The sequence below is a fragment of the Clostridium sp. AM34-9AC genome (assembly GCF_003480225.1).
GTDB classification, from domain to species: Bacteria; Bacillota; Clostridia; order Lachnospirales; family Lachnospiraceae; genus Acetatifactor; species Acetatifactor acetigignens.
This window is the reverse complement of sequence record NZ_QUIU01000007.1, coordinates 115,219-137,467: the sequence shown is the minus strand read 5'-3', so window position 1 is coordinate 137,467 and position 22,249 is coordinate 115,219. Positions and strand designations below refer to the sequence as shown.

The following is a 22,249-nucleotide window of genomic DNA, read 5'->3' as shown; positions in this document are numbered from 1 at the left end:
GGCGTAATCCATGTTTTTTCTCTGCTGAGCCCCGGAAGTTTTCGACAAGCAGGGCGTAATCCATGTTTTTTCTCTGTTGAGCCCCGGAAGTTTCCGACAAGCGGGGCGTAATCCATGTTTTTTCTCTGCTGAGCCCCGGAAGTTTTCGACAAGCAGGGCGTAATCTACATTTTTCTTCTACTATGTCCCGAAGATAAAACCATCCGCAATGAGCCACGCTATTCATAAGACTGTCAGCATAAAACGCTGCCAATCTTATTTCATATCGCGGCGTTCGCCGCATCTCGGCATAAGTAAAGACAGCGAATCATGCGCGAGCGCCCATCGCTGTCTTCACTATGCCTATGCGCGGCTCATTGCTCGCATAACTTTCTAGTTATTTCCGGCCCGGGCGCAGATTTTCCAGCACTTCATCCGGCACATACAGCTTGCCCCAGCCGGTGCCGAGGTCGATCTTGGGCTTATTGGCACCGTGGAAGTCGGAGCCGCCGCTGATCTTCAGGTCGTATTTGGAGGCAAGCCCCCGGATCTGGCGTTCTTCAGCAGTGTTGTAGGTGCTGTAGATGGCTTCGATACCTACGAGGCCGATGCTCTTTAATTCTGCCACGAGGTTATCCAATCGCTCGTCGCTCATATGGTAGAGGATCGGGTGCGCCAGCACGGGAACGCCGCCGGCACCGAGGATCAGCTCCACCGCCTGAGCGGGGGTCACCTTTTCTCTCGGAACGAAACAGGGACAGTGGTCGCCCACATAGCGGTCAAATGCTTCCTTCATGCTCTGGATATAGCCGTGGGAGAGCAGATACCTTGCAAAATGCGCCCTGGTGATCACAGCACCGGGGAATTCTGCCAGAAGCGCTTCATAGGTGATATCAATGTCATGTTCTCGAAGGAGTGCGCACATTTTCTCGTTGCGGTTCTCCCGGGAATGGATGAAATCCTCCAGGTAATGAGCAAAATCCGGCTGGTGGTAATCAATGAAAAGTCCCACCATGTGGATATCTTTTCCATGGTATTCTGTGGAAAGTTCTATACCGGGGATGACTTCCGGCACCTGAGGCGCGGGAGCGTCAGCCGGGGATCCTTCCGCATACCGGATCGCCCGGTCCAATCCGTTTACGGTATCATGATCTGTGAGGGCGAAGGCACGCAGTCCCTTTTCCATCGCGTAATCGACTAATTCCTCCGGGGTGAAAGTGCCATCGGAGCAGGTGGAGTGTACGTGTAAATCTACCATAATAGTAAAGCTCCTTTCAAAAAATGGATGTCGGCATTACCGGCATCCATTTTATTTGTCTTAGTTCTCGTCGTCCTCGGTCTGTGCAGTGAATACAGTACGCTTTCTTGCCATTTCATCGCTTGCCAGATACTCATCGTAGGTAGTGATCTTGTCTACCAGGCTGCCGTTTGGCAGGATCTCGATGATACGGTTGGCGGTGGTCTGTACGAACTGGTGGTCATGGCAGGAGAACAGTGCCACACCGGGGAACTTGATCAGACCGTTGTTCAGTGCGGTGATGGACTCCATGTCCAGATGGTTCGTGGGCTCATCCAGGATCAGGCAGTTGGCACCGCTGATCATCATCTTGGACAGCAGACAGCGAACCTTCTCACCACCGGAGAGGATGCGGACCTTTTTCACACCGTCTTCGCCGGCGAACAGCATACGTCCCAGGAAACCACGGACATAAGTGGCATCCTTTACGGGAGAGTAGCCGGTCAGCCAGTCGGCGATGGTCATATCATTGTCGAACTCTGCGGTATTGTCCTTCGGGAAGTAGGACTGGGAAGTGGTAACACCCCACTTGTAGGTTCCCTCGTCCGGCTCCATTTCCCCGGCCAGGATCTGGAACAGAGTAGTCTTCGCCAGCTCGCAGCTACCTACGAAAGCCACCTTGTCTTCACGGCCCAGAGTGAAGGAAATGTCATCCAGCACCTTTTCACCGTTGATGGTCTTGGACAGATGCTCCACAGCCAGTACCTCGTTACCGATCTCACGCTCGGGGCGGAAGTCAATATAAGGATATTTTCTGCTGGAAGGCTTAATATCATCCAGCTCAATTTTTTCCAGTGCACGTTTTCTGGAAGTAGCCTGCTTGGACTTGGAAGCATTTGCGGAGAAACGCGAGATAAACTCCTGCAGTTCCTTGATCTTTTCTTCCTTTTTCTTGTTGGCTTCCTTCATCTGCTTGATCAGCAGCTGGCTGGACTCGTACCAGAAGTCGTAGTTACCGGCATACAGCTGAATCTTGCCGTAGTCGATGTCGGCGATCTGGGTACATACCTTGTTCAGGAAGTAACGGTCATGGGATACTACGATAACGGTATTCTCGAAATCAATCAGGAAATCTTCCAACCATGCGATCGCATCCAGATCCAGATGGTTGGTCGGCTCATCCAGCAGCAGAATGTCGGGATTACCGAACAGTGCCTTGGCCAACAGGACCTTCACCTTCAGGCTGCCGTCCAGATCCTTCATGAGAGAGTAGTGGAACTCGGTGCCGATGCCAAGACCGTTTAACAGCATGGCAGCATTGGACTCTGCTTCCCAACCGTCCATCTCGGCGAATTCCGCTTCCAGTTCGCTGGCACGGATACCGTCCTCGTCACTGAAATCTTCCTTGGCATAGATGGCATCCTTTTCCTTCATGATCTGGAAGAGACGTTCGTTACCCATGATAACAGTATCCATAACCACGTTGTCATCGTATTTGAAATGATCCTGTTCCAACACGGAGAGACGCTGACCGGGGGTGATGACGATATCACCTTTGGTAGTGTCCAGCTGACCGGACAGAATCTTTAAAAAGGTGGATTTACCGGCACCGTTGGCTCCGATGAGTCCGTAGCAGTTGCCCTCGGTAAACTTGATGTTGACATCTTCGAATAATGCTTTCTTACCCACACGGTAAGTTACGTTGTTTGCACTGATCATTCTAAAAACCTCTTCTTATTTATATGCGTTACAAAGTCACTTCTTCCATTATACATAAAAGCCCACATATTTCAAGGAGAAAGTGTGATATTTCAGCGTTTTCTCGGGCGGTGGACCAACCAGTGTGCCACGCTGGAACGACTTCCGTCACTTCGTGGTGGCTGATGCTTCGAAACAGGCACCCAATGCAAAAGCAGTTCCGGAAAGAAAATTTACCTCAATTTTACCCCCGAAGATTGCGAGAAGCATTCCCCTTTGATAGAATAGAACTATCAACTTGGGAGGTTTTCTTATGGAGACAAAATTAAATTACAAAAGAACGTTTCTGATCGCACTGGCTTTTCTTAGCATCTGTTCTTTCTGGCAGATGTATGACAACATTATCCCGCTGATCCTGCAGAACACCTATCACCTGGGAGAGACTATGACGGGAGCGGTCATGGCACTGGACAATGTGCTGGCCATCTTCCTGCTGCCGGTGTGCGGTATGCTGTCAGACAAGGTACATACGAAGCTTGGCAGAAGAATGCCATTTATCGTGGTGGGGACGATCCTGGCAGTGATCTTCATGATGATGTTGCCGATGATCGATAATGCGGAGAAGGCAAGATGGGCCACCGGAGGGTCCTTCAGTAACCAGGTGTTCTTTTTAGGGGTGCTGTTCCTCACGCTGGTGTCCATGGGACTGTACCGTTCTCCGGCGGTAGCACTGATGCCGGATGTGACGCCGAACCATCTGCGCAGCCGCGCCAATGCGGTGATCAACCTTATGGGAGCCGTAGGCGGTGTCTATGCCCTGATCATGATCAAGGTACTGGTGGGCAAAGGGGAAACACCGGATTACCTGCCGCTGTTTTCCAGCATTGCTGCAGTCATGGCTATTGCAGTGGGAATCCTCGTGATCACCATCCAGGAAAATAAGCTGCGGGAAGAAGTGGAAAAGGCAGAAGCCGCAAACGCAGACACCATAGAAGAAAAAGCGATGGCAGAAGGCGTGGAAGCTGCCGGAGAGATCGAGGCAGTGGGAGACACCGGAGAGGCAAAAGCTTTCGAGGAAAAACAGCAGACGGCAAAGACCGAAAGCACCAAGGACATGCCGAAGGATGTGAAGCGCAGTATGTACTTCATGCTGGCATCCATCTTCTTATGGTTCACCGCTTATAATGCCGTGACCACAGCATTTTCCCGTTATACGAAAGTAGTATGGAAGATGGAGGGCGGAAGCTTCGCCAACTGTCTGATGGTGGCTACCGTGGCAGCCATTTTCAGTTATATCCCTATCGGAGGTATTTCAGCGAAGATCGGCCGTAAAAAGACCATCATGGGCGGTGTCCTGCTGATGGCAGCCTGCTACGGAGCGGCTATTTTCGCCAGAGAATATCACCCCATCGTCAATGTGGCCTTTGCCCTGATCGGTGTGGCATGGGCAGCGATCAACGTGAATTCCTATCCCATGATCGTGGCCATGAGCAGTGGCAGCGATGTGGGTAAATTCACCGGAACCTATTACACCTTTTCCATGGCGGCGCAGATCCTGACTCCGGTATTGTCCGGATTTTTGCTGGAGAAGGTGTCCTATAACACTCTGTTCCCCTATGCGCTGTTCTTCTCCCTGATGGCATTCCTGACCATGACCCAGGTACGCCACGGCGATGTGAAGCCCCAGAAGAAGGAGAGCATTCTGGAGAACTTTGACGTGGACGATTAATAAAATAGACAATAAATCGTTAGAAAATCTTTAGAAATAGCTACTTGAAAATTGCGGGGCAGTGGATTAAAGTAAGATGCAGCAGCTTTTCGCGGAGACTAAGAGGGCGCAGAAAAGATGTATGTGAATCAAAACATAAGATAGAAGGTTGAATTGAGAATGAAAGTTTTAGCAATCATACTGATCGTCATTGTAGTGCTGGCGATTCTTTACTTCCTTATGATCATGCCCCGGATGATCCATAAGCCCGATACGGCCCCTTTTAAAGAATGGCTCTACGCCCACAGAGGCCTGCACGATAATGCAACGGAAGCACCGGAGAACTCCATGGCGGCATTCCGTAAGGCTGCGGATGCGGGCTTCGGTATTGAACTGGACATTCAGCTGACGAAGGACAAGATCCCCGTGGTGTTCCATGATTTTACATTAAAAAGAGTCTGCGGCGGCGAAGGCAAGATCAGTGATTATACCTACGAGGAATTGCAGCAGTTTCACCTGTGCGATTCTGTGGAGAAGATTCCGAAGTTTGAGGATGTATTGAAGATGGTAGACGGAAAAGTGCCTTTGATCGTGGAGTTCAAGATCGAGCGCACCGACCTGTCTTTGTGTCCCCTTGCAGATAAAATGCTGCGGGCCTACAAGGGAATGTATTGCATGGAGTCCTTCAACCCTCTGGGTGTGTGGTGGTATCGGAAGAAACATCCGGATCTGGTGCGAGGCCAGTTGTCCGATGCTTTTCTGAAAGAAGGAGAGTATGTCGGGATATTATATTTTGTATTGCAGAATCTGCTGCTGAACTTCGTGACCAAGCCGGATTTTGTGGCATACAATCATCATTATCCTGAAATCCTGTCCCGGAAGCTTTGCAGAGGTTTGTACCATAATACTGCAGCCGCATGGACCATCAAGAGCCAGAAGGAACTGGTCGAAGCGAGAAAACATTTCGATATTTTCATCTTCGACAGTTTTGTACCGGAAGCGGGAAAGTAGAGAAAACAGCATAAAAAGGTCGGTTCCATGCTCCCCAGGAAACCGGCCTTTTACTATATGCGATATGCGAGGAAAAATATGTATACCAAAGAAGAATTGAAACAGCAGTTACGGAATGTGGGACTTACGGGAAAAGAGACGATCCTGATCCATTCTTCCATGAAGGCCATCGGAGAAGTGGAGGGCGGTGCGGATATCGTGCTGGATGCCTGGATGGAATATTTTACGGAAGGCCTTCTGCTATTGCCGACCCATACCTGGGCCAATGTGAATGCACAGCACCCGGTGTATGACTATCGTAATACCCCATCCTGCGTGGGACTGCTGACCAATCTGTTCCGGCAGAGAGAGGGTGTGGTGCGCTCCCTGCATCCCACCCATTCTTTAGCGGGGTACGGAAAAAATGCTGCCGAATATCTGGCAGGAGAGGAAGAACGTAACACTCCATGTACCCCGGGAGGAGCCTACGACCGGCTGAAAGACTGCGGTGGTAAGATTCTGCTGGTTGGCGTTGGACATGAACGCAATACTTACATCCACAGTGTGGAAGAGGTGCTGAATGTTCCGAATCGTCTGGCGGCGGAGCCCATGTTATTGACAACGATCCTGCCGGACGGAAGAGAAAAGAAAGTATATATGAGAAAACACTATAATCCCGACCAGCCCCATATCTCGGAAGATTTTGTGAAATTGAACCAGGCGTTTCTGGATTGTGGAGCAGTGGAAGTGGTGATGTTCGGAGATGCGAAGTGTCTGCTGTGTGATGCGCAGAAAGTGTTCCGGGTGGTACGGCATGTGCTGGCACCGGATCCGGAATGTCTTGTGACGAAACCGGAGATTTCTGCAGAGCGGTGGAGAGGATTCCGGGCATGAAAAAGGATCAGTCCCGTGGGACTGATCCTTTTGGTCTGTCTTGCTATTAAGCTACAACAGTAACGTTGGTAGCACGGATCTTGCTGCTGTTCTGAGGATCGCACTCGGTATCGAAAGTTACCTTCTGGCCCTCTTCCAGAGACTTGAAACCATCAGCGTTGATTGCGGAAAAGTGTACAAATACTTCCTCGCCGTTAGCATCGTTGGTGATGAAACCATAACCCTTCTGAGCATTGAACCACTTAACTGTACCGTTATTCATTATTGGTACCTCCTTTAATAATTCAGGCTTTGCCTGATCCTTTTGATGATTCTAAAACGTAGGACAAAAAAATCACATATTTTTGTAAAGCATCCGTGAAAAAGTAGCAATGTCTTACAAAAATATGTGAGATCAATGACTTTCATTTAGAATACGGTTAGAGTATACCATTGCCCTGATCGAAATGTCAATAATTATCTTTGATTTTTAGACCTATTTTCTTATGGAAAAAGCATATGATTTTAAGAGCAACAGGATGCGGAGAATGACGATGGATCTTAGATTTTTGGGAAAAGTATTACAAGGGGCGCTGATCGGTCTGGGAGCGGTACTCCCGGGGATATCCGGCGGCGTTTTAAGTGTAGTGTTCGGAGTCTATCGACCGATCATGGAGCTGCTGTCGGATCCGGTACATAAGTGGCGGACCCATCTGCCGCAATTGCTCCCGTATATGATCGGTTCTGCGGCGGGATTTTTAGGTGTGGCGAATCTGCTTTCTTATGTGTTGGAGACCTATCCGGAGCAATCGGTCTGTGTATTTGTGGGGCTGATCGGCGGAATGCTGCCGTCCCTGTGGCGGGAAGCGGGAGAGCAGAGCAGGACCGGAGGAAACAGGATCGTCACCGGAGTGACGTTTGCGGCAATGATTTTTTTGCTGTTTTCGTTGCAGACTTCCAAGACTGCAGTGGAGCCGGGACTCGGAGCGTATCTGTTCTGTGGATTTGCCCTTGCTCTGTCGGTGATCGCTCCGGGGATGAGTTTTTCTACACTACTGATGCCCTTAGGACTGTATACACCGTTCGTAGAGGGGATCGCTCATCTTCGGCCGGAGGTGTTGATTCCCGGAATGACCGGCTGCGTGGTGACTTTTGTGTGTCTGGCCAGGCTGGTAAACCGCCTGCTTGAAAAACAGTATGCGGGGATGTTCCACGGGATCTTCGGGATCATCAGTGCAGCTACAGTGATGACGGTTCCATGGAACAGTTTTGCCACATCTCCGGAGACCGCATCCCGGAATCTGTTCTGCATGGCGGCAGGAATCGTGGCGGCACTTCTTTTGGAAGTTATGAATGAAAAAATGGCATGTTTTCCCGAAAATGAGACAGAATAAGGAGCGGGAACCTTATCATGGAAAAAGGAAGGTAGAAACATGCAGATGTATGACATCGTGGCAACGGGAGTGCTGGGACTGTTGGTCGGCTTCTGGTCTGGCAGGAGTATCCGGTGGAAAATGGAAGAAACAGAAGAGACAGGGGAAGACAGGGAAGAGAGAAAAAATACAGCAGCCAGGCAACTGGTGAGGGAAGGTGTCACTATAGGCAGCCCGGTGAACGGAGAGATCCGTAAGCGCATGGAAGAGACCTCTGAAGAGACCGCTGATGCCGGAACTGGCTGTATCAGCATCGTGCCAGAGGATGGAAAGGTCTATGCGCCCACGGCAGGAAAGGTATTGAAACTTTATCCCATGGGAAACCGGATCCGATTCCGCACGGACAGCGGACTGGAACTGCTGTTGAATATCTGCAGAGACAGGGAAGAACTGCACAGCGCCTATTATCATTGCAATGTCCTGCAAAACGAGATCGTGCGCAAAGGAAAACTGCTGATGGAATTTGATCAGGAGGGCCTGGCAAGGGAAGGCGTGGATACGGCGGTGACGGTGGAAATGTGCCAGATCCCGGAGCGGGGACAGATCGTCGGTACCTGGAAAGATTATATCCGGGCGGGAGAGGAACTTCTGTGGATACAGCGTAAGGGAAGGAATCAGGAAGACTCTTTCTGCCTGCGGTAAGCTCCGGGAGTGGTGTGATAAGCGGAATGAAAGGCCCGGAAAAAGGTGCGGGAGCTTCCGAATCCCACATCCAGCGCAATCTGCGTCACGGAGAGCTCCGTGGACAATAGAAGATCTCTGGCATAGTCCAGCCTTCGGGAGTTCACGTAATCAGGAAAAGTGGTGTGGAGTTTCTCAGTGAAGATCCGGGACAGGACAAAGCGGCTGACACCGAATTCTTTCGAGAGACTTTCCAGGGACAATTCTTCGGTATAGTGGGCATCCAGATAGAGAAGCAGTCTTTGCTCCAATTCCAGGTCATCTGTGTTTTTACGCACTTGCAGAGGCAACGATGGCAGCAGGTCTGCCAGCAGGAGTGTGAGATACCCTTCCGCATAGACTTGTACATCGGAAGGTGTGGGACGATCCTTTTCCATGGCAGCGGCCAGTGTTTTAAGTCCCTGCAGGGCAATACGGCTGTGCTCTGACAGGGAGGAGACGGTAAAGTCATTGTGGGCAGGCTTTTTGTTCTGGAAAAACTGGCGGAAAGAGTGGCAGAAATCCGGCTCGAAGATACAGAGCAGATTCTGACCGGGTTCCACATGCTTCAGGCCATGCATCTGGTTCGGAAAAACCAGAACACCCTGACCGGGGGTAAGTAAAAAATCTTGCTGTTCCACGGTGACGGTGGTGGAACCGCTCAATACATAGATCAACTCCAACTGTCTGTGAAGATGGACGGCATAGGGGTTGTTTTTGGATAAATATAAATAAAGCTGTTCCTGACGGTTCTGGTAAAAGAAACTCAATGGGATTCCCTCCTGCAACTTTTGTCACTATTATGACATTTATAGTTGCTAAATGCAAGATTTGACACAAACTAATGGGAAAATGGCACGCGATACAAGGGAACATCTGTTATACTGAAATTGTTCAGAAACAGGTAACTATTATCAAATGAGTGTTGAACACCTGCATTTGTAAATAAAAGGCGGCAAAGGCTGCGGAATGGAGAAATTATGGACAAGACCAAGATACATAAAATGTGGATCGCTGATCAGGGCGACGGCACCTATACCAACCCGATCCTGTATACCGATTATTCGGACCCGGATGCCATTCGTGTGGGAGAGGATTATTTTATGATCGCTTCCAGCTTCTGTAACACCCCTGCAGTGCCTCTGCTGCATTCGAAGGATCTGGTGAACTGGAAGGTCATCAATTACATCATTGACAAGCTTCCCTTTGACTATTATGACAAGCCGGTACACGGCTGTGGTACCTGGGCACCGGCCATCCGTTATCATGAGGGAACTTATTACGTATTTATCCCAATGCCGGACGAGGGCATCATGATGTGCAAGACCACGGATCCTTTCGGCAAGTGGAGCGAGCCGGCTTATGTGCGTAAGGTCGTGGGCTGGATCGATCCCTGTCCTTTCTGGGATGAGGACGGCAAAGCATACATGGTGACAGCTTTCGCCAGAAGCCGTATCGGTTTCAAGAGCATGCTGTATATGTCTCCCATCGAACCGGACTGCTCCGGAGTGCTGGATGACGGTCAGTTCATCTATGATGGCCATGCGACCCAGCCCACCATCGAGGGACCGAAGCTGTACAAGAGAAACGGCTATTACTATATCTTCGCTCCGGCAGGGGGCGTGAAGCCCGGCTGGCAGACCGTACTGCGGTCGAAAAATATTTACGGTCCCTGGGAGGAGAAAATCGTCCTGCATCAGGGAAATTCTCCTGTCAACGGACCTCACCAGGGTGCCTGGGTGGATACGCCGGACGGACAGGACTGGTTCCTGCATTTCCAGGATGTGGGCAATGCGGGACGTATCGTACATTTACAGCCCATGCACTGGGAAAACGACTGGCCGGTGATCGGCGTGAACGAAGTGGACGGATGCGGTGAGCCGGTACTGCATTACAAGAAGCCGAAAGTGGGAGCTGCATATCCTATCGATACCCCGGAGGACAGCGATTTCTTCGAAGGAGAAAACTTGGGATTACAGTGGCAGTGGAATGCCAATTATAAAAAGGAATGGTATGATCTGGAAAACGGCCAGCTCATTCTTCATGCCCAGGCCGCAGACCCGAAGACACAGCTGTGCGATATCAGCAATCTGTTATTACAGAAGTGGCCGGCACCGGAATTTTCTATTACCACCTGTCTGCATCTGGAAGAGATGAAAGACGGGGATGTGGCAGGACTGGTATCGCTGGGCGGATGTTATACAGCACTTGCAGTTCAGAAAATACACGGTAAAATGAGCCTGCAGCAGCGCACCGGCAACTGGACGAAGGACGATGAAGTGCGCACCGGTCTGGGCGAATGGAACAGTGATGTCATTTATATCCAGATGAAGGTGGAGAAGGAGATTTACCGTACATTTTATGTAGGAACCGCAGAAGAAAATTTACAGCCTGTGGGACAGATGGTGGAAGCAACTCCGGGCCGCTGGGTCGGTGTCAAGGACGGACTGTTTGCCATCAATGAGCAAGGTATGGAAGGCGGCCTGGTCGCTGCGGACTATTTCGTATATCAGGAGCTGTAACTATTCAGAGCCATGTAAATAGTATTGAATGCGCGTCGAATGCTTGCATTCGTAAGAGCATTTGATACTATTTATAGGGCGAAGTAACCACTATGAGCAAATAACATGCAAGCATGTTATTCAGGAAAGCCTCGTAGAGGCGGTTTTGCGAATGGGGTGCTGAATAGTTGCTGAATCATAAAATTACATTTCTATTTACAATGCAATGACAATGTGATATTTTGGCAGTTGTTAATGTGATGATAAAGGAACGATGTAAGGTATGACGGAAGAGAAAAAAATGTTATTTTCACAGGATGCACTGAAAAAATTATTGTGGCCGCTGATCATAGAGCAGTTTTTGGCAATCGCAATGGGAATGGCGGACACGGTGATGGCGGCCAGTTGTGGAGAAGCTGTGGTATCCGGAATCTCTCTGGTGGATAGTATCTGCGTATTGCTGATCGGTCTGTTCACGGCCATGGCCAGCGGCGGTGCGGTCGTGGCGGCGCAATATATGGGACACGGAGATAAGGAAATGGTAGGCCGGGCCTCCAATCAGCTGTTTATAGCGGTAGGGGGTGTGGCCCTTCTGTTTATGACGATAGCACTGATCTGGAACAAGGGATTGCTGGCACTGCTTTACGGCAATGTGGAAGCGGATGTCATGAATGCCGCAAGAATTTATTTTTATATTGTGGCGGTGTCCTTTCCTTTTCTGGGAATTTATAACGGTGGTGCGGCTCTGTTCCGTGCGGTGGGAGATTCCAAGGTGTCCATGAAAGTGTCATTGGTGGCAAATCTGGTAAATATTGCCGGAAATGCGATCCTGATCTATGGTGCAGGGATCGGTGCTGCCGGTGCTGCCTTGTCCACACTTTTTTCCAGAATATTGTCGGCTGTGATGATCATAGTGCTGCTTGGAAAAAGTGACAAGATCATAGTGAGCAATCACTGGAGGATCGACACGAAAATCTTGGGAAAGATTCTGTATATCGGTGTTCCCAACGGACTGGAAAACAGTATCTTCCAGATCGGTAAGCTTCTGACCACCAGTCTGATCGCCGGTTTTGGAATGGCTGCTACGACGGCAAATGCCGTAACAGGCAGCATTGCCAGCTTTCAGCAGATCCCTGCCAACGCCATCGGTGTAGCAATGATCACTGTGATCGGACAGTGCATCGGTGCAGGAGAGACAGAGCAGGCATTATATTATCTGAAAAAAATGATGAAGGCGGCGTATGCCTGCATGGTCCTGTTGGGAATTCCCATGATTATTTTTGCAAGGCCGATCTGCGGAATCTATCATCTGAGTTCGGAGACAATGAAAATAACTGTTTTTCTGTTATGTTACAGCTGTGTATGTTGTATGCTGGTGCATCCGTTGTCCTTTGCACAGTCCAATGCACTTCGCGCTGCGGGAGATGTGAGATTTACCATGATCGTGGCGATCGCTTCCATGTGGCTCTGCCGTGTGGGCATGGCATATATCCTGGGACAGGGTCTGGGACTTGGCGTCATTGGCGTCTGGATCGCTATGACCATGGACTGGGTCGTACGGGCATTTTTGTTCACTAACAGGGTACGTACGGGAAAATGGCTGAAGTATAAGGACCGGCTGGTGAAGTAAAGTAATATAATGCAATCTGGAGAGGAATAGAGGCGCAGTGGACAAAAATATCTGCTGCGCTAAAGTTTTACATTGACAGATTTTGCAATGTGTTTTAGCATGTTTTTATAGAAATTGTAACGGTTCCGCCAGGATCGTTACGCAATAATACATAGCACATCAAAGTGCGGAAATGAGGCAGAACATGAGCAAAAAGCCCTATGCAGAGCGTAATCTGAAATTCGAGACGTTACAGTTACATGTGGGACAGGAGCAGCCCGATCCCGTGACCGGTGCCAGAGCCGTTCCCATTTATCAGACATCTTCTTATGTATTCCGCAACTGCGATCACGCAGCAGCCCGTTTCGGACTGGAAGATCCCGGTGAAATCTACGGTCGTCTGGGCAACCCGACACAGGGCGTCTTCGAGCAGCGTATTGCAGCACTGGAAGGTGGTACCGCAGCTCTGGCGGTAGCCAGTGGCGCAGCAGCTATCTGCTACACGATCCAGAACCTGGCAAAACAGGGAGATCATATCATTTCTGCAAATAATATTTACGGCGGCACCTACAATCTGCTGGCACATACTCTGGTAGACTACGGTGTGACCACCACTTTCGTGGCTCCTTCCGATTATGATAAGATCGAAGCAAGCTTTCAGGAGAACACCAAGGCTCTCTACATCGAGACTCTGGGCAACCCCAACTCTGATGTGGTAGACATCGAGCGTCTGGCACAGATCGCCCATGCACACAGGGTGCCTCTGGTAGTAGACAATACTTTTGCAACCCCTTATCTGGTACGTCCTTTTGAGTACGGTGCAGATATCGTGGTACATTCTGCTACGAAGTTCATCGGCGGACACGGCACCAGCTTAGGCGGCGTGATCGTAGAGAACGGCAGGTTTGACTGGGAGGGCAGCGGCAAGTTCCCTCACCTGTGCACTCCGAACCCCAGCTATCATGGCGTTACCTTCACCAAGGCAGTACCGGGTGCAGCTTTCGTGACAGCAATCCGTGCAATGCTTCTGCGTGATATGGGCGGATGCATTTCTCCCGTGCATGCATTTATTTTTTTACAGGGACTGGAGACGTTGTCTCTGCGTGTAGAACGTCATGTAGAGAATGCACTGAAGGTGGTACAGTATCTGAACAACCATCCGCAGGTAGAGCGCGTGCATCATCCTTCCGTATCCACGGATCCGGAGCAGCAGGCATTGTATAAGAAATATTTTCCCAACGGCGGCGGCTCCATTTTCACTTTCGAAATCAAAGGTGGCAAGGAGACAGCCAAGAAGTTCTGCGACAATCTGGAGCTGTTCTCACTGCTGGCAAACGTGGCAGATGTGAAGTCTCTGGTCATCCATCCGGCTTCCACCACGCATGCACAGTTGTCTGAGGAAGAACTGAACGAACAGGGTATTTACAGCAATACCATTCGTCTGTCCATCGGTACAGAGAATATCGATGATATTATTGAAGACCTGGAAGGCGGTTTCCAGTCTGTATAAGGAGAGACCATGCTTTCATTAGCTGTTTTCTATTATGGAAAAGCAAAACCGGGAATCCCACTGCGTTCAAGGCAGCGGGATTCTTCTTGCCAGTGCCGGTGATCGCCGACAGCCTTATTTGTCTCCCGTGCGCTGCTCTAGCGGCATGTTTTCTGCGTTGAATGAGAAGACCGGCACCAGGAGCCGCATCGGACTGATTCAGTTCTACTATAACTGGGAAGAAGACAAGAAATATCTATTGGTGGAAATCTACCTTGCAAAACAGAAATAAGTTCAGTATAATAGAAACGAAAACCAAAAACAGTCAGCTGAAAGGCCGCAGTAATGCGGCTTTTCTAAGGCATTTAAGTTAGCACAAGCTAACTACATAACTCTATACAGCGGTTAGACAAAACTAACAAAAAAGAAATGGCAAAAATGCAAGAAAGTGAGAGATGTCCATGAAATACAAGATTGAGAAGAACACCGTACAGGAGACACTGATCATCCCGCTTTATTCCCGGAAGCTATGCTCGGAGTTGTATCCGAACCTATATCGGGACGAGATGGCGGTACACCTGATCGACCAGATCGACTATGATTTTTCACAGGTGGAGAAAAAATCCCACGGCCTGATGCAGCGTTTCGGTTCGCTGGAGGTTGCCATGCGGCAGAATGACCTTGCATGGGAGGTACAAAATTACCTGGCAGATCATCCTGATGCGGCGGTGGTCAATTTGGGCTGTGGACTTGACGGTACCGGCAGAGCCTGTGACAATGGCAGCTGTAAAATTTACAATCTGGATTTTCCGGATGTTATCGCCGTACGCAATCAATTACTGCCCGCCGGAGACCGTGAGGAAAATATTCCCTGCAATTTGAATGATACGGAATGGTTTACCAAAATCGACGCGTCCGAAGGGGCAATATTTTTTGCCTCCGGAGTATTCTATTATTTTCTGACGGAGCAAGTCAGGACGCTGGTACAGGCAATGGCTGACAGTTTTCCCGGTGGTGTGCTGGTATTTGACGCGGCGAACCGGACAGCGGTTAAGATGATAGCAAAGACATGGCTCAGGAGCGCTAAAATTCAGGATGTGGGTGCATATTTTGCGGTTTCGGATGCGAAAAGTGAGATTTCCCCGTGGAACAGCAGATTGCAGGTCACAAGCCGTGGCTATATGCTGGGATATAATGATCTTCGAGACCCTTCCGTCAGCGGATTATTCCGCTTCCTCGCCAGAACCGGCGACAGAATCATGAAGATGCAGATCGTAAGGATCTGTTTTGGTCAGAGGTGAACTGGCAGGAATTAGAAAGTACCTCTTGACAAATACCCTATGGGGGTATATCTTGTAGAAGAAAACAAGATACCCCTGTAGGGTATTTTGCGTATGGCTGCAACGAAAGATCCGGCAGCATGTTGCGTGCACTGATATGCAGGCCGGAAACAGCATATGTGTAGAACCGGGAAGATTCTGGAAAATTCGGATTCCGGTGCCGGAGGCTCAGGAAGGGGAAAATTATGGCAGAACAAAAGGAAGAAAAAATGGGAGAAAAAGGCATGGAATGTTGTCATTGTCACCAGAAGGCAACGCCCCGCTCCGAAAAAGAAAGAAAACAATTACAGAACCGTTTAAGCCGTATGAGCGGACAGTTAAACGGTATCAGCCGGATGCTGGAAGAGAACCGTTACTGCGGTGATATTCTCACACAGGTAGCTGCCGTGGAGAGTGCTTTACAGGCCTTTGGCTATGCAATCCTGAAGGAACATATGGAGACCTGTGTGGTGGAAGAGATCCGGAAGGGGAATACTGCTATAGTAGATGAGGCAGTGGAACTTGTGAAGAAATTGAAATAAGCGGCGGAATGGTCGCAGATAAACCTGTAAATTTGTGCTGCTGCGGTGCATTGAAAGCACCGGAGACTTTGCAGGTCATGGAAAGGCAAGGGTATTATGAAGGAAAGATATCATGTTACAGGAATGTCCTGTTCCGCATGTTCTTCCCATGTGGAAAAGGCAGTAAACAAGCTGGAAAATGTGGAAAAAGCATCCGTAAATCTGCTGACGGAGACTATGGATGTGACCTATGACGAGACGAAGATCACTTCGGCGGAAATTATCGATGCTGTGGTGAAAGCAGGCTACGGTGCTTCGGTAATGACCGAAGGCAGTGTGGCAGGTGCAGGCGGACAGAGCACTTCCGGGAATGCGGGAAGTACAGGAAAGTCCACAGTCGATGGCAAACAGGAGCTACAGCAGAAGCTGGATGCAGACGCAAGAGCCATGAAATGGCGTCTGGGAATCTCCATTGGATTCCTGATCCCGTTAATGTATGTGTCTATGCACCATATGCTGAAAGAATGGTTCGGAATTCCGGTTCCGGCATTTATCGTAAACACGATGCACGGCAATGCCAATGCCATGAATTTTGCATTGACGCAGTTTTTACTGTTATTGCCGATTCTGTATGTGAACCGGAAGTTTTTCTCTGTAGGTTTCAAAACATTGGCGCACCGCAGTCCGAACATGGACAGCCTGATCGCTCTGGGATCTGGCGCGGCACTGGTGTACGGCATTTTCGCCATGTACCGGATCAGCTGCGGCCTGGGTTATGGTGACATGGCAGTGGTAGAGCATTATGCCCACGATCTGTATTTTGAATCCTCCGGTACGATCCTGACTCTGATCACCGTTGGAAAATATCTGGAGAGCCGTTCCAAGGGAAAGACCAGTGAAGCCATCACCAAGCTGATGAATCTGGCTCCCAAGGTGGCAATTCTTGTTACCGAGGACGGACAGGAAAAGGAAGTGCCCACGGAGAGCCTGCAGAAAGGCGATATTTTTCTGGTAAAGCCCGGAAGTCTGGTACCGGTGGACGGTATCGTGTTAGAAGGCAACTCCAGTGTGGATGAAGCGGCCATCACTGGTGAAAGTGTTCCGGTGGAGAAACAGGCAGGTGACCATGTGGTCTCCGCTACCGTGAACAAGGCGGGCTTCTTAAAATGTCGTGCGGATCGTGTTGGCGATGACACAACACTGGCACAGATCATCCGTCTGGTGGAAGAGGCCAGTGCCAGCAAGGCTCCCATTGCACAGCTGGCAGATAAGGTGGCTGGTGTATTCGTGCCGACGGTCATGACCATTTCCCTGATCACCCTGATCGTGTGGCTGATAAGCGGTGCTACCGCGGAGTTTGCCATTTCCACAGCCATTGCCGTATTGGTAATTTCCTGCCCCTGTGCGTTGGGACTGGCAACACCCGTGGCTATCATGGTGGGAACCGGCGTAGGTGCCAGCAATGGTATCCTGATCAAGACAGGTGAGGCCCTGCAGCAGGCCAAAGAGATTGACACTGTGGTACTGGACAAGACCGGAACCATCACCAGCGGTAAGTTAAAGGTAGAAGAAGCAGGCGGTTATCAGAGCGACTTCCCGATGGACGCCATGATGCAGATCGCAGCAGCTCTTGAGAAAAAAAGTGAGCATCCGCTGGCGGAAGCTGTAGTGGAATGGGCAGAGCAGTTCGGTCTGGCAATTCCCGAGATCGTGGATTTCAAGGCAACCTTCGGCCGTGGCGTGGAAGGTACACTGGCAGCAGAATTCCGTGCGGTAGAATCAGTAAAAAATGACGGCCCTACGGCGGTATTTTATGCCGGAAAACAGAACGGCACCACAGATGGCTCCGGCAAGACAACGGAACAGAACCAGATGGCGAGAAATACAGTATCGGGTGCCAGTAGCGTGATAATTCCTGCCGGTACAAAATTCTATGTAGGTAACCTTGCCTTTCTGCAGGAGAATCATATCACTCTGCCGGAGGAAGCCACAGAAGGTCTGAACCGGATGGCGGACGAAGGCATGACACCGCTCCTTGTGGCACAGGAAGGAAGATTCTTAGGAGTCATCGGCGTGGCGGATACCGTTAAGGCCACTTCTTATGAAGCTATTCGTGTCTGGGAGAAAATGGGTGTCAAAGTCATCATGCTGACCGGAGACAACCACCGTACTGCAGAAGCTGTACGACAGAAGCTGGGTATCTCTGAGGTCGTGGCAGAAGTACTGCCGCAGGATAAGGAGAAAAAGGTCAGCGAGCTGAAACGTCAGGGCCATAAGGTAGCCATGATCGGTGACGGCATCAACGATGCCCCCGCACTGGCAGCCGCAGATGTAGGCATGGCTATTGGTGCAGGCACGGATGTAGCCATGGAGAGCGCAGATATTATTCTGATGAAAAATGATCTGCGGGATGCCGTGACGGCCATGAAACTGAGCCGTTCCGTGATCCGCAACATCAAGGAGAATCTGTTCTGGGCTTTCTTCTACAACTGCATCGGCATCCCTCTGGCAGCCGGTGTGCTGTACCCGTCTTTTGGAATCCGTCTGAATCCCATGTTCGGCGCGGCAGCCATGAGTTTAAGCAGTATCTTTGTCGTGGGAAATGCCCTGCGGCTGAGAGGCTTTAAGAGCGGATTTACTCCGCTGAAAACAGGAACGCCGGAAGCAGCCCGGACGGAACAGGAGACAACGCAGGCAGCTGTGGAGGGAGAACAGTGCATACTGGAAGCCCCCGCAGAGCAAAATAGCAAAGAAGAGAAAGAGAGGACAAACACAATGACAAAAGTAATCAGTATCGAAGGAATGATGTGCAGCCACTGCACCGGGACCGTACAGAAGGCACTGGAGGCCGTAGAGGGCGTAAAGGCCGTAACCATGAGCCTGGAGCAGAAGAATGCTACTGTGGAACTGGCTTCTGATGTGGCAGACGAAGTACTGACCAAGGCTGTAGTTGACGCAGGATATGAAGTAAAGGGCGTTACCGAAAAATAAAGTGTTACTGTAGGTTACAATAACGGAAAAAGAGAAATGGCGCTGCCAAGATGCCGTGTTTTTGCAAACACGACACCGGACGGCGCTATTTTGGGTCTATAGAGAAGAAAGTGATCCGCAGGTACTTTTCAATGCAATATTTCAGGAATATATGTGGCGTATGGGTCTATACAGAAAAATTTCAGGCATAGATACTTAAATTGTGAAAAATGAGTATCTGGAGAGTGATTTTTCTCCTAACGGCATTAATCTTCCGCGTGAATGGAAAATAATTTTCGAAAGATTCCATATAAAGTTTATAATTTCTTAATTGATTTTCTCTTACTATGTGTTATATTAAATATAGAACAGATGAGACAGAAAGTCTGTGAATCTGTTCGCGAGTAAGAAAATAAATAAAGCAACTATTCAGAGCCTCATTCGCAAAACGCTGTTACACAGCTTCCTTTTTGCTCATTGAGGCTACCTCGCCAAATAAATATTGCCAAAGCTTTATATGAATGCAAGCAATCAACAAAGCTCAGGCAATATTTAATGGCTCTGAATAGTTGCAAATTGCATAACCTTATGTGAGGAGGCGAACGATTATGAATATTGATAAATTTACACAGAAATCCATAGAAGCAGTCAATGGCTGTGAAAAGCTCGCCATGGAATATGGCAATCAGGAGATCGAACAGGAACATCTGCTGTACAGTCTGCTGACGCTGGATGACAGTCTGATCTTAAAGCTTGTGGAAAAGATGGAGATCCAGAAGGATCATTTTGTAAACCGTGCAAAACAGGCTTTGGAGAAGAGAGTAAAGGTGCAGGGCGGTCAGCCTTATGTCGGTCAGTATCTGAACAAGGTACTGGTCAGCGCATCGGACGAAGCAAAACAGATGGGTGACGAATATGTCTCCGTAGAGCATCTGTTCCTTGCCATGATCAAGAATCCCAACAAGGAGATCGCCGAGATCTGGAAGGAATACGGCATCACCAGAGAACGTTTCCTGCAGGCATTGTCTACCGTAAGAGGCAACCAGAGAGTCACCAGTGACAACCCGGAAGCAACCTATGATACATTGGAAAAATACGGGCAGGATCTGGTGGAGAAAGCAAGGAACCAGAAGCTGGATCCCGTCATCGGACGTGACAGCGAGATCCGTAATGTGGTACGTATCCTGTCCCGTAAGACAAAGAATAACCCCGTGCTGATCGGTGAACCCGGTGTCGGTAAGACCGCCGTGGTGGAGGGTCTGGCACAGCGTATCGTCAAGGGCGATGTCCCTCAGGGATTGAAGGATAAGAAGATATTCGCACTGGATATGGGCGCACTGGTAGCCGGTGCCAAATACAGAGGTGAATTCGAGGAACGTCTGAAGGCCGTACTGGATGATGTGAAGAACAGTGACGGACAGATCATTCTGTTCATCGATGAACTGCATACCATTGTCGGTGCCGGCAAGACCGACGGCGCATTGGATGCAGGCAATATGTTGAAGCCCATGCTGGCCCGTGGTGAACTGCACTGTATCGGTGCCACCACACTGGATGAATACAGACAGTATATTGAAAAAGATGCCGCTCTGGAACGTCGTTTCCAGCCGGTTATGGTAGAAGAACCCACCGTGGAGGATACGATCTCTATCCTGCGTGGACTGAAGGATCGTTACGAAGTATATCACGGTGTCAAGATCATGGATAACGCACTGGTAAGTGCAGCCGTGCTTTCCAACCGTTATATCACCGACAGATTTCTGCCGGATAAGGCCATTGACCTGGTGGATGAGGCCTGCGCCCTGATCAAGACCGAGATGGACAGTATGCCTACGGAGCTGGATGAACTGCAGCGTAAGGTGACACAGCTGGAGATCGAGGAGACCGCTCTGAAAAAAGAGGATGACCGGATCAGTAAGGAACGTCTGGCAGATCTGCAGAAGGAACTGGCAGAGTTAAAGGATCAGTTCAACACTAAAAAGGCACAGTGGGATAACGAGAAGGCATCCGTGGATAAACTTTCCAAACTGCGGGAAGAGAGAGACCGCATGAATAATGAGATCCAGATCGCAGAGCGGGAAGGAGACTATGAAAAGGCCGGCAGATTAAAATACAGCGAACTGCCCGCACTGGAGAAGCAGCTGGCACAGGAAGAGGATAAGGTAGGAGAATCCGATCTGTCTCTGGTACATGAAAAAGTATCGGAGGAAGAGATCGCAAGGATCATTTCCCGCTGGACCGGCATTCCGGTAGCCAAACTGACCGAGAGTGAGCGTAACAAGACCCTCCATCTGGACGAAGAACTGCACAAACGTGTGGTGGGTCAGGACGAGGGTGTGACCAAAGTCACCGAAGCCATCATCCGTTCCAAAGCCGGGATCAAGGATCCCAGCAAGCCCATCGGCTCCTTCCTGTTCCTGGGACCTACCGGTGTCGGTAAGACGGAGCTGGCCAAGAGTCTGGCGGCAGCACTGTTCGACGATGAGAATAATATGGTACGTATCGATATGAGTGAGTACATGGAGAAGTATTCTGTCTCTCGTCTGATCGGAGCGCCTCCCGGATATGTAGGATATGAGGAAGGTGGTCAGCTGACCGAAGCTGTCCGGAGAAAACCTTACAGCGTGGTACTGTTCGATGAGATCGAGAAGGCACATCCCGATGTATTCAATGTACTGTTACAGGTACTGGATGACGGCCGTATCACGGATTCTCAGGGTCGTACCGTAGACTTTAAGAATACCATACTGATCATGACCTCCAACATCGGCGCAAGTTATCTGTTGGACGGTATCAATGAAGACGGTACCATCAAGCCGGAAGCAGAGGCAGCAGTCATGAATGATCTGCGGGCACATTTCCGTCCGGAGTTTTTGAACCGTCTGGATGAGACAATCCTGTTCAAGCCTCTGACCAAGGACAATATCGGCGGCATCATTCATCTGATCATTGCCGATCTGAACAGACGTCTGGAGGATAAGCAGCTGACCATCCGTCTGTCGGAGGAAGCTATGCAGTATATCGTGGACAATGCTTATGATCCGGTCTACGGTGCACGGCCTTTGAAGCGTTATATCCAGAAGTACGTGGAGACCCTGGCAGCCAAGATGATCCTGGCAGATCAGGTAGAAGAAGGCGATACCATTGTCATTACCGTGGAGAATGATCAATTGGCCGCCAAGTGCGAAAAAGGATCGAAAAATCAATAATCTGTAAAATAAAACAGGAGCAAAGATGATGATACTTGTCATTTTTGCTCCTT

At 49.7% G+C, this 22,249-nt stretch carries 18 protein-coding genes; 13 read left to right on the top strand and 5 right to left on the bottom strand.

Features of this window, described 5'->3' with window-relative positions; genetic code table 11:
* From DW835_RS18195 to DW835_RS06175, 3 genes are all read right to left on the bottom strand, one after another.
* The coding region (locus DW835_RS18195; RefSeq protein WP_207665412.1) for a hypothetical protein at positions 1-226 on the bottom strand (226 nt) is incomplete at its 3' end.
* A gap of 150 nt (positions 227-376) precedes the next feature.
* On the bottom strand, positions 377-1,237 hold the full coding sequence (locus DW835_RS06180) for a PHP domain-containing protein (RefSeq protein WP_118730848.1): 861 nt from the start codon (positions 1,235-1,237) through the stop codon (positions 377-379).
* Positions 1,238-1,297: 60 nt separating this feature from the next.
* Entirely contained in the window at positions 1,298-2,935 is a 1,638-nt protein-coding gene (locus DW835_RS06175) for an ATP-binding cassette domain-containing protein (protein WP_022312289.1), read from the bottom strand.
* A 292-nt stretch (positions 2,936-3,227) separates the two neighbouring features.
* On the opposite strand from DW835_RS06175, the gene DW835_RS06170 reads away from it, so the two are divergent.
* From DW835_RS06170 to DW835_RS06160, 3 genes are all read left to right on the top strand, one after another.
* Entirely contained in the window at positions 3,228-4,643 is a 1,416-nt protein-coding gene (locus tag DW835_RS06170) for an MFS transporter (RefSeq protein WP_118730847.1), read from the top strand.
* 159 nt (positions 4,644-4,802) lie between these two features.
* Positions 4,803-5,633, top strand: a complete 831-nt coding sequence (locus DW835_RS06165; RefSeq protein ID WP_118730846.1) for a glycerophosphodiester phosphodiesterase family protein — start codon at positions 4,803-4,805, stop codon at positions 5,631-5,633.
* A gap of 78 nt (positions 5,634-5,711) precedes the next feature.
* A complete protein-coding gene (locus DW835_RS06160; RefSeq protein WP_118668217.1) occupies positions 5,712-6,506 on the top strand; it encodes an AAC(3) family N-acetyltransferase in 795 nt (264 codons plus the stop codon).
* Between the two features lie 46 nt (positions 6,507-6,552).
* Here the strand turns inward: DW835_RS06160 and DW835_RS06155 are convergent, their stop codons facing one another.
* The gene (locus DW835_RS06155) at positions 6,553-6,768 is read right to left on the bottom strand and encodes a cold shock domain-containing protein (RefSeq protein WP_022154211.1); all 216 of its coding nucleotides are present in this window, start codon (positions 6,766-6,768) and stop codon (positions 6,553-6,555) included.
* Positions 6,769-7,033: 265 nt separating this feature from the next.
* Between DW835_RS06155 and DW835_RS06150 the strand changes: the two genes are divergently transcribed.
* The gene (locus tag DW835_RS06150) at positions 7,034-7,879 is read left to right on the top strand and encodes a DUF368 domain-containing protein (RefSeq protein WP_243037071.1); all 846 of its coding nucleotides are present in this window, start codon (positions 7,034-7,036) and stop codon (positions 7,877-7,879) included.
* Positions 7,880-7,918: 39 nt separating this feature from the next.
* Positions 7,919-8,560 carry a PTS glucose transporter subunit IIA gene (locus DW835_RS06145; protein ID WP_118730844.1) on the top strand — a complete coding sequence of 214 codons (642 nt, stop codon included), beginning with the start codon at positions 7,919-7,921 and terminating at the stop codon, positions 8,558-8,560.
* Here the strand turns inward: DW835_RS06145 and DW835_RS06140 are convergent.
* On the bottom strand, positions 8,533-9,348 hold the full coding sequence (locus DW835_RS06140; RefSeq protein WP_182430259.1) for an AraC family transcriptional regulator: 816 nt from the start codon (positions 9,346-9,348) through the stop codon (positions 8,533-8,535). The genes DW835_RS06145 and DW835_RS06140 overlap by 28 nt on opposite strands.
* A 210-nt stretch (positions 9,349-9,558) precedes the next feature.
* Between DW835_RS06140 and DW835_RS06135 the strand changes: the two genes are divergently transcribed.
* The 8 genes from DW835_RS06135 to clpB all read left to right on the top strand — a co-directional run bounded on the left by DW835_RS06135 (position 9,559) and on the right by clpB (position 22,196).
* Positions 9,559-11,100, top strand: a complete 1,542-nt coding sequence (locus DW835_RS06135) for a glycoside hydrolase 43 family protein (RefSeq protein WP_243037069.1) — start codon at positions 9,559-9,561, stop codon at positions 11,098-11,100.
* Positions 11,101-11,362: 262 nt separating this feature from the next.
* Positions 11,363-12,709, top strand: coding sequence for an MATE family efflux transporter (locus DW835_RS06130; RefSeq protein ID WP_118539663.1), 1,347 nt, complete (start codon positions 11,363-11,365; stop codon positions 12,707-12,709).
* 184 nt (positions 12,710-12,893) lie between these two features.
* A complete protein-coding gene (locus DW835_RS06125; protein WP_118539661.1) occupies positions 12,894-14,198 on the top strand; it encodes an O-acetylhomoserine aminocarboxypropyltransferase/cysteine synthase family protein in 1,305 nt (434 codons plus the stop codon).
* A 34-nt stretch (positions 14,199-14,232) separates the two neighbouring features.
* A complete protein-coding gene (locus DW835_RS06120; RefSeq protein WP_118539659.1) occupies positions 14,233-14,469 on the top strand; it encodes a hypothetical protein in 237 nt (78 codons plus the stop codon).
* Positions 14,470-14,638: 169 nt separating this feature from the next.
* Positions 14,639-15,478, top strand: coding sequence for a class I SAM-dependent methyltransferase (locus DW835_RS06115; protein ID WP_118539675.1), 840 nt, complete (start codon positions 14,639-14,641; stop codon positions 15,476-15,478).
* A gap of 224 nt (positions 15,479-15,702) precedes the next feature.
* Positions 15,703-16,038 carry a metal-sensing transcriptional repressor gene (locus DW835_RS06110; RefSeq protein WP_242993694.1) on the top strand — a complete coding sequence of 112 codons (336 nt, stop codon included), beginning with the start codon at positions 15,703-15,705 and terminating at the stop codon, positions 16,036-16,038.
* A 96-nt stretch (positions 16,039-16,134) separates the two neighbouring features.
* Positions 16,135-19,008, top strand: a complete 2,874-nt coding sequence (locus DW835_RS06105; protein WP_118730842.1) for a heavy metal translocating P-type ATPase — start codon at positions 16,135-16,137, stop codon at positions 19,006-19,008.
* A 587-nt stretch (positions 19,009-19,595) separates the two neighbouring features.
* The gene (gene clpB / locus DW835_RS06100) at positions 19,596-22,196 is read left to right on the top strand and encodes an ATP-dependent chaperone ClpB (RefSeq protein ID WP_022312825.1); all 2,601 of its coding nucleotides are present in this window, start codon (positions 19,596-19,598) and stop codon (positions 22,194-22,196) included.
* Positions 22,197-22,249 lie beyond the last annotated feature (53 nt).

Coding starts and splice junctions, on each gene's coding strand:
- DW835_RS06130 (WP_118539663.1), top strand. CDS start 11,363: ATGACGGAAGAGAAAAAAATGTTATTTTCACAGGATGCACTGAAAAAA.
- DW835_RS06150 (WP_243037071.1), top strand. CDS start 7,034: ATGACGATGGATCTTAGATTTTTGGGAAAAGTATTACAAGGGGCGCTG.
- clpB (WP_022312825.1), top strand. CDS start 19,596: ATGAATATTGATAAATTTACACAGAAATCCATAGAAGCAGTCAATGGC.
- DW835_RS06170 (WP_118730847.1), top strand. CDS start 3,228: ATGGAGACAAAATTAAATTACAAAAGAACGTTTCTGATCGCACTGGCT.
- DW835_RS06160 (WP_118668217.1), top strand. CDS start 5,712: ATGTATACCAAAGAAGAATTGAAACAGCAGTTACGGAATGTGGGACTT.
- DW835_RS06145 (WP_118730844.1), top strand. CDS start 7,919: ATGCAGATGTATGACATCGTGGCAACGGGAGTGCTGGGACTGTTGGTC.
- DW835_RS06165 (WP_118730846.1), top strand. CDS start 4,803: ATGAAAGTTTTAGCAATCATACTGATCGTCATTGTAGTGCTGGCGATT.
- DW835_RS06120 (WP_118539659.1), top strand. CDS start 14,233: ATGGAAAAGCAAAACCGGGAATCCCACTGCGTTCAAGGCAGCGGGATT.
- DW835_RS06155 (WP_022154211.1), bottom strand. CDS start 6,768: ATGAATAACGGTACAGTTAAGTGGTTCAATGCTCAGAAGGGTTATGGT.
- DW835_RS06110 (WP_242993694.1), top strand. CDS start 15,703: ATGGCAGAACAAAAGGAAGAAAAAATGGGAGAAAAAGGCATGGAATGT.
- DW835_RS06105 (WP_118730842.1), top strand. CDS start 16,135: ATGAAGGAAAGATATCATGTTACAGGAATGTCCTGTTCCGCATGTTCT.
- DW835_RS06135 (WP_243037069.1), top strand. CDS start 9,559: ATGGACAAGACCAAGATACATAAAATGTGGATCGCTGATCAGGGCGAC.
- DW835_RS06180 (WP_118730848.1), bottom strand. CDS start 1,237: ATGGTAGATTTACACGTACACTCCACCTGCTCCGATGGCACTTTCACC.
- DW835_RS06175 (WP_022312289.1), bottom strand. CDS start 2,935: ATGATCAGTGCAAACAACGTAACTTACCGTGTGGGTAAGAAAGCATTA.
- DW835_RS06125 (WP_118539661.1), top strand. CDS start 12,894: ATGAGCAAAAAGCCCTATGCAGAGCGTAATCTGAAATTCGAGACGTTA.
- DW835_RS06115 (WP_118539675.1), top strand. CDS start 14,639: ATGAAATACAAGATTGAGAAGAACACCGTACAGGAGACACTGATCATC.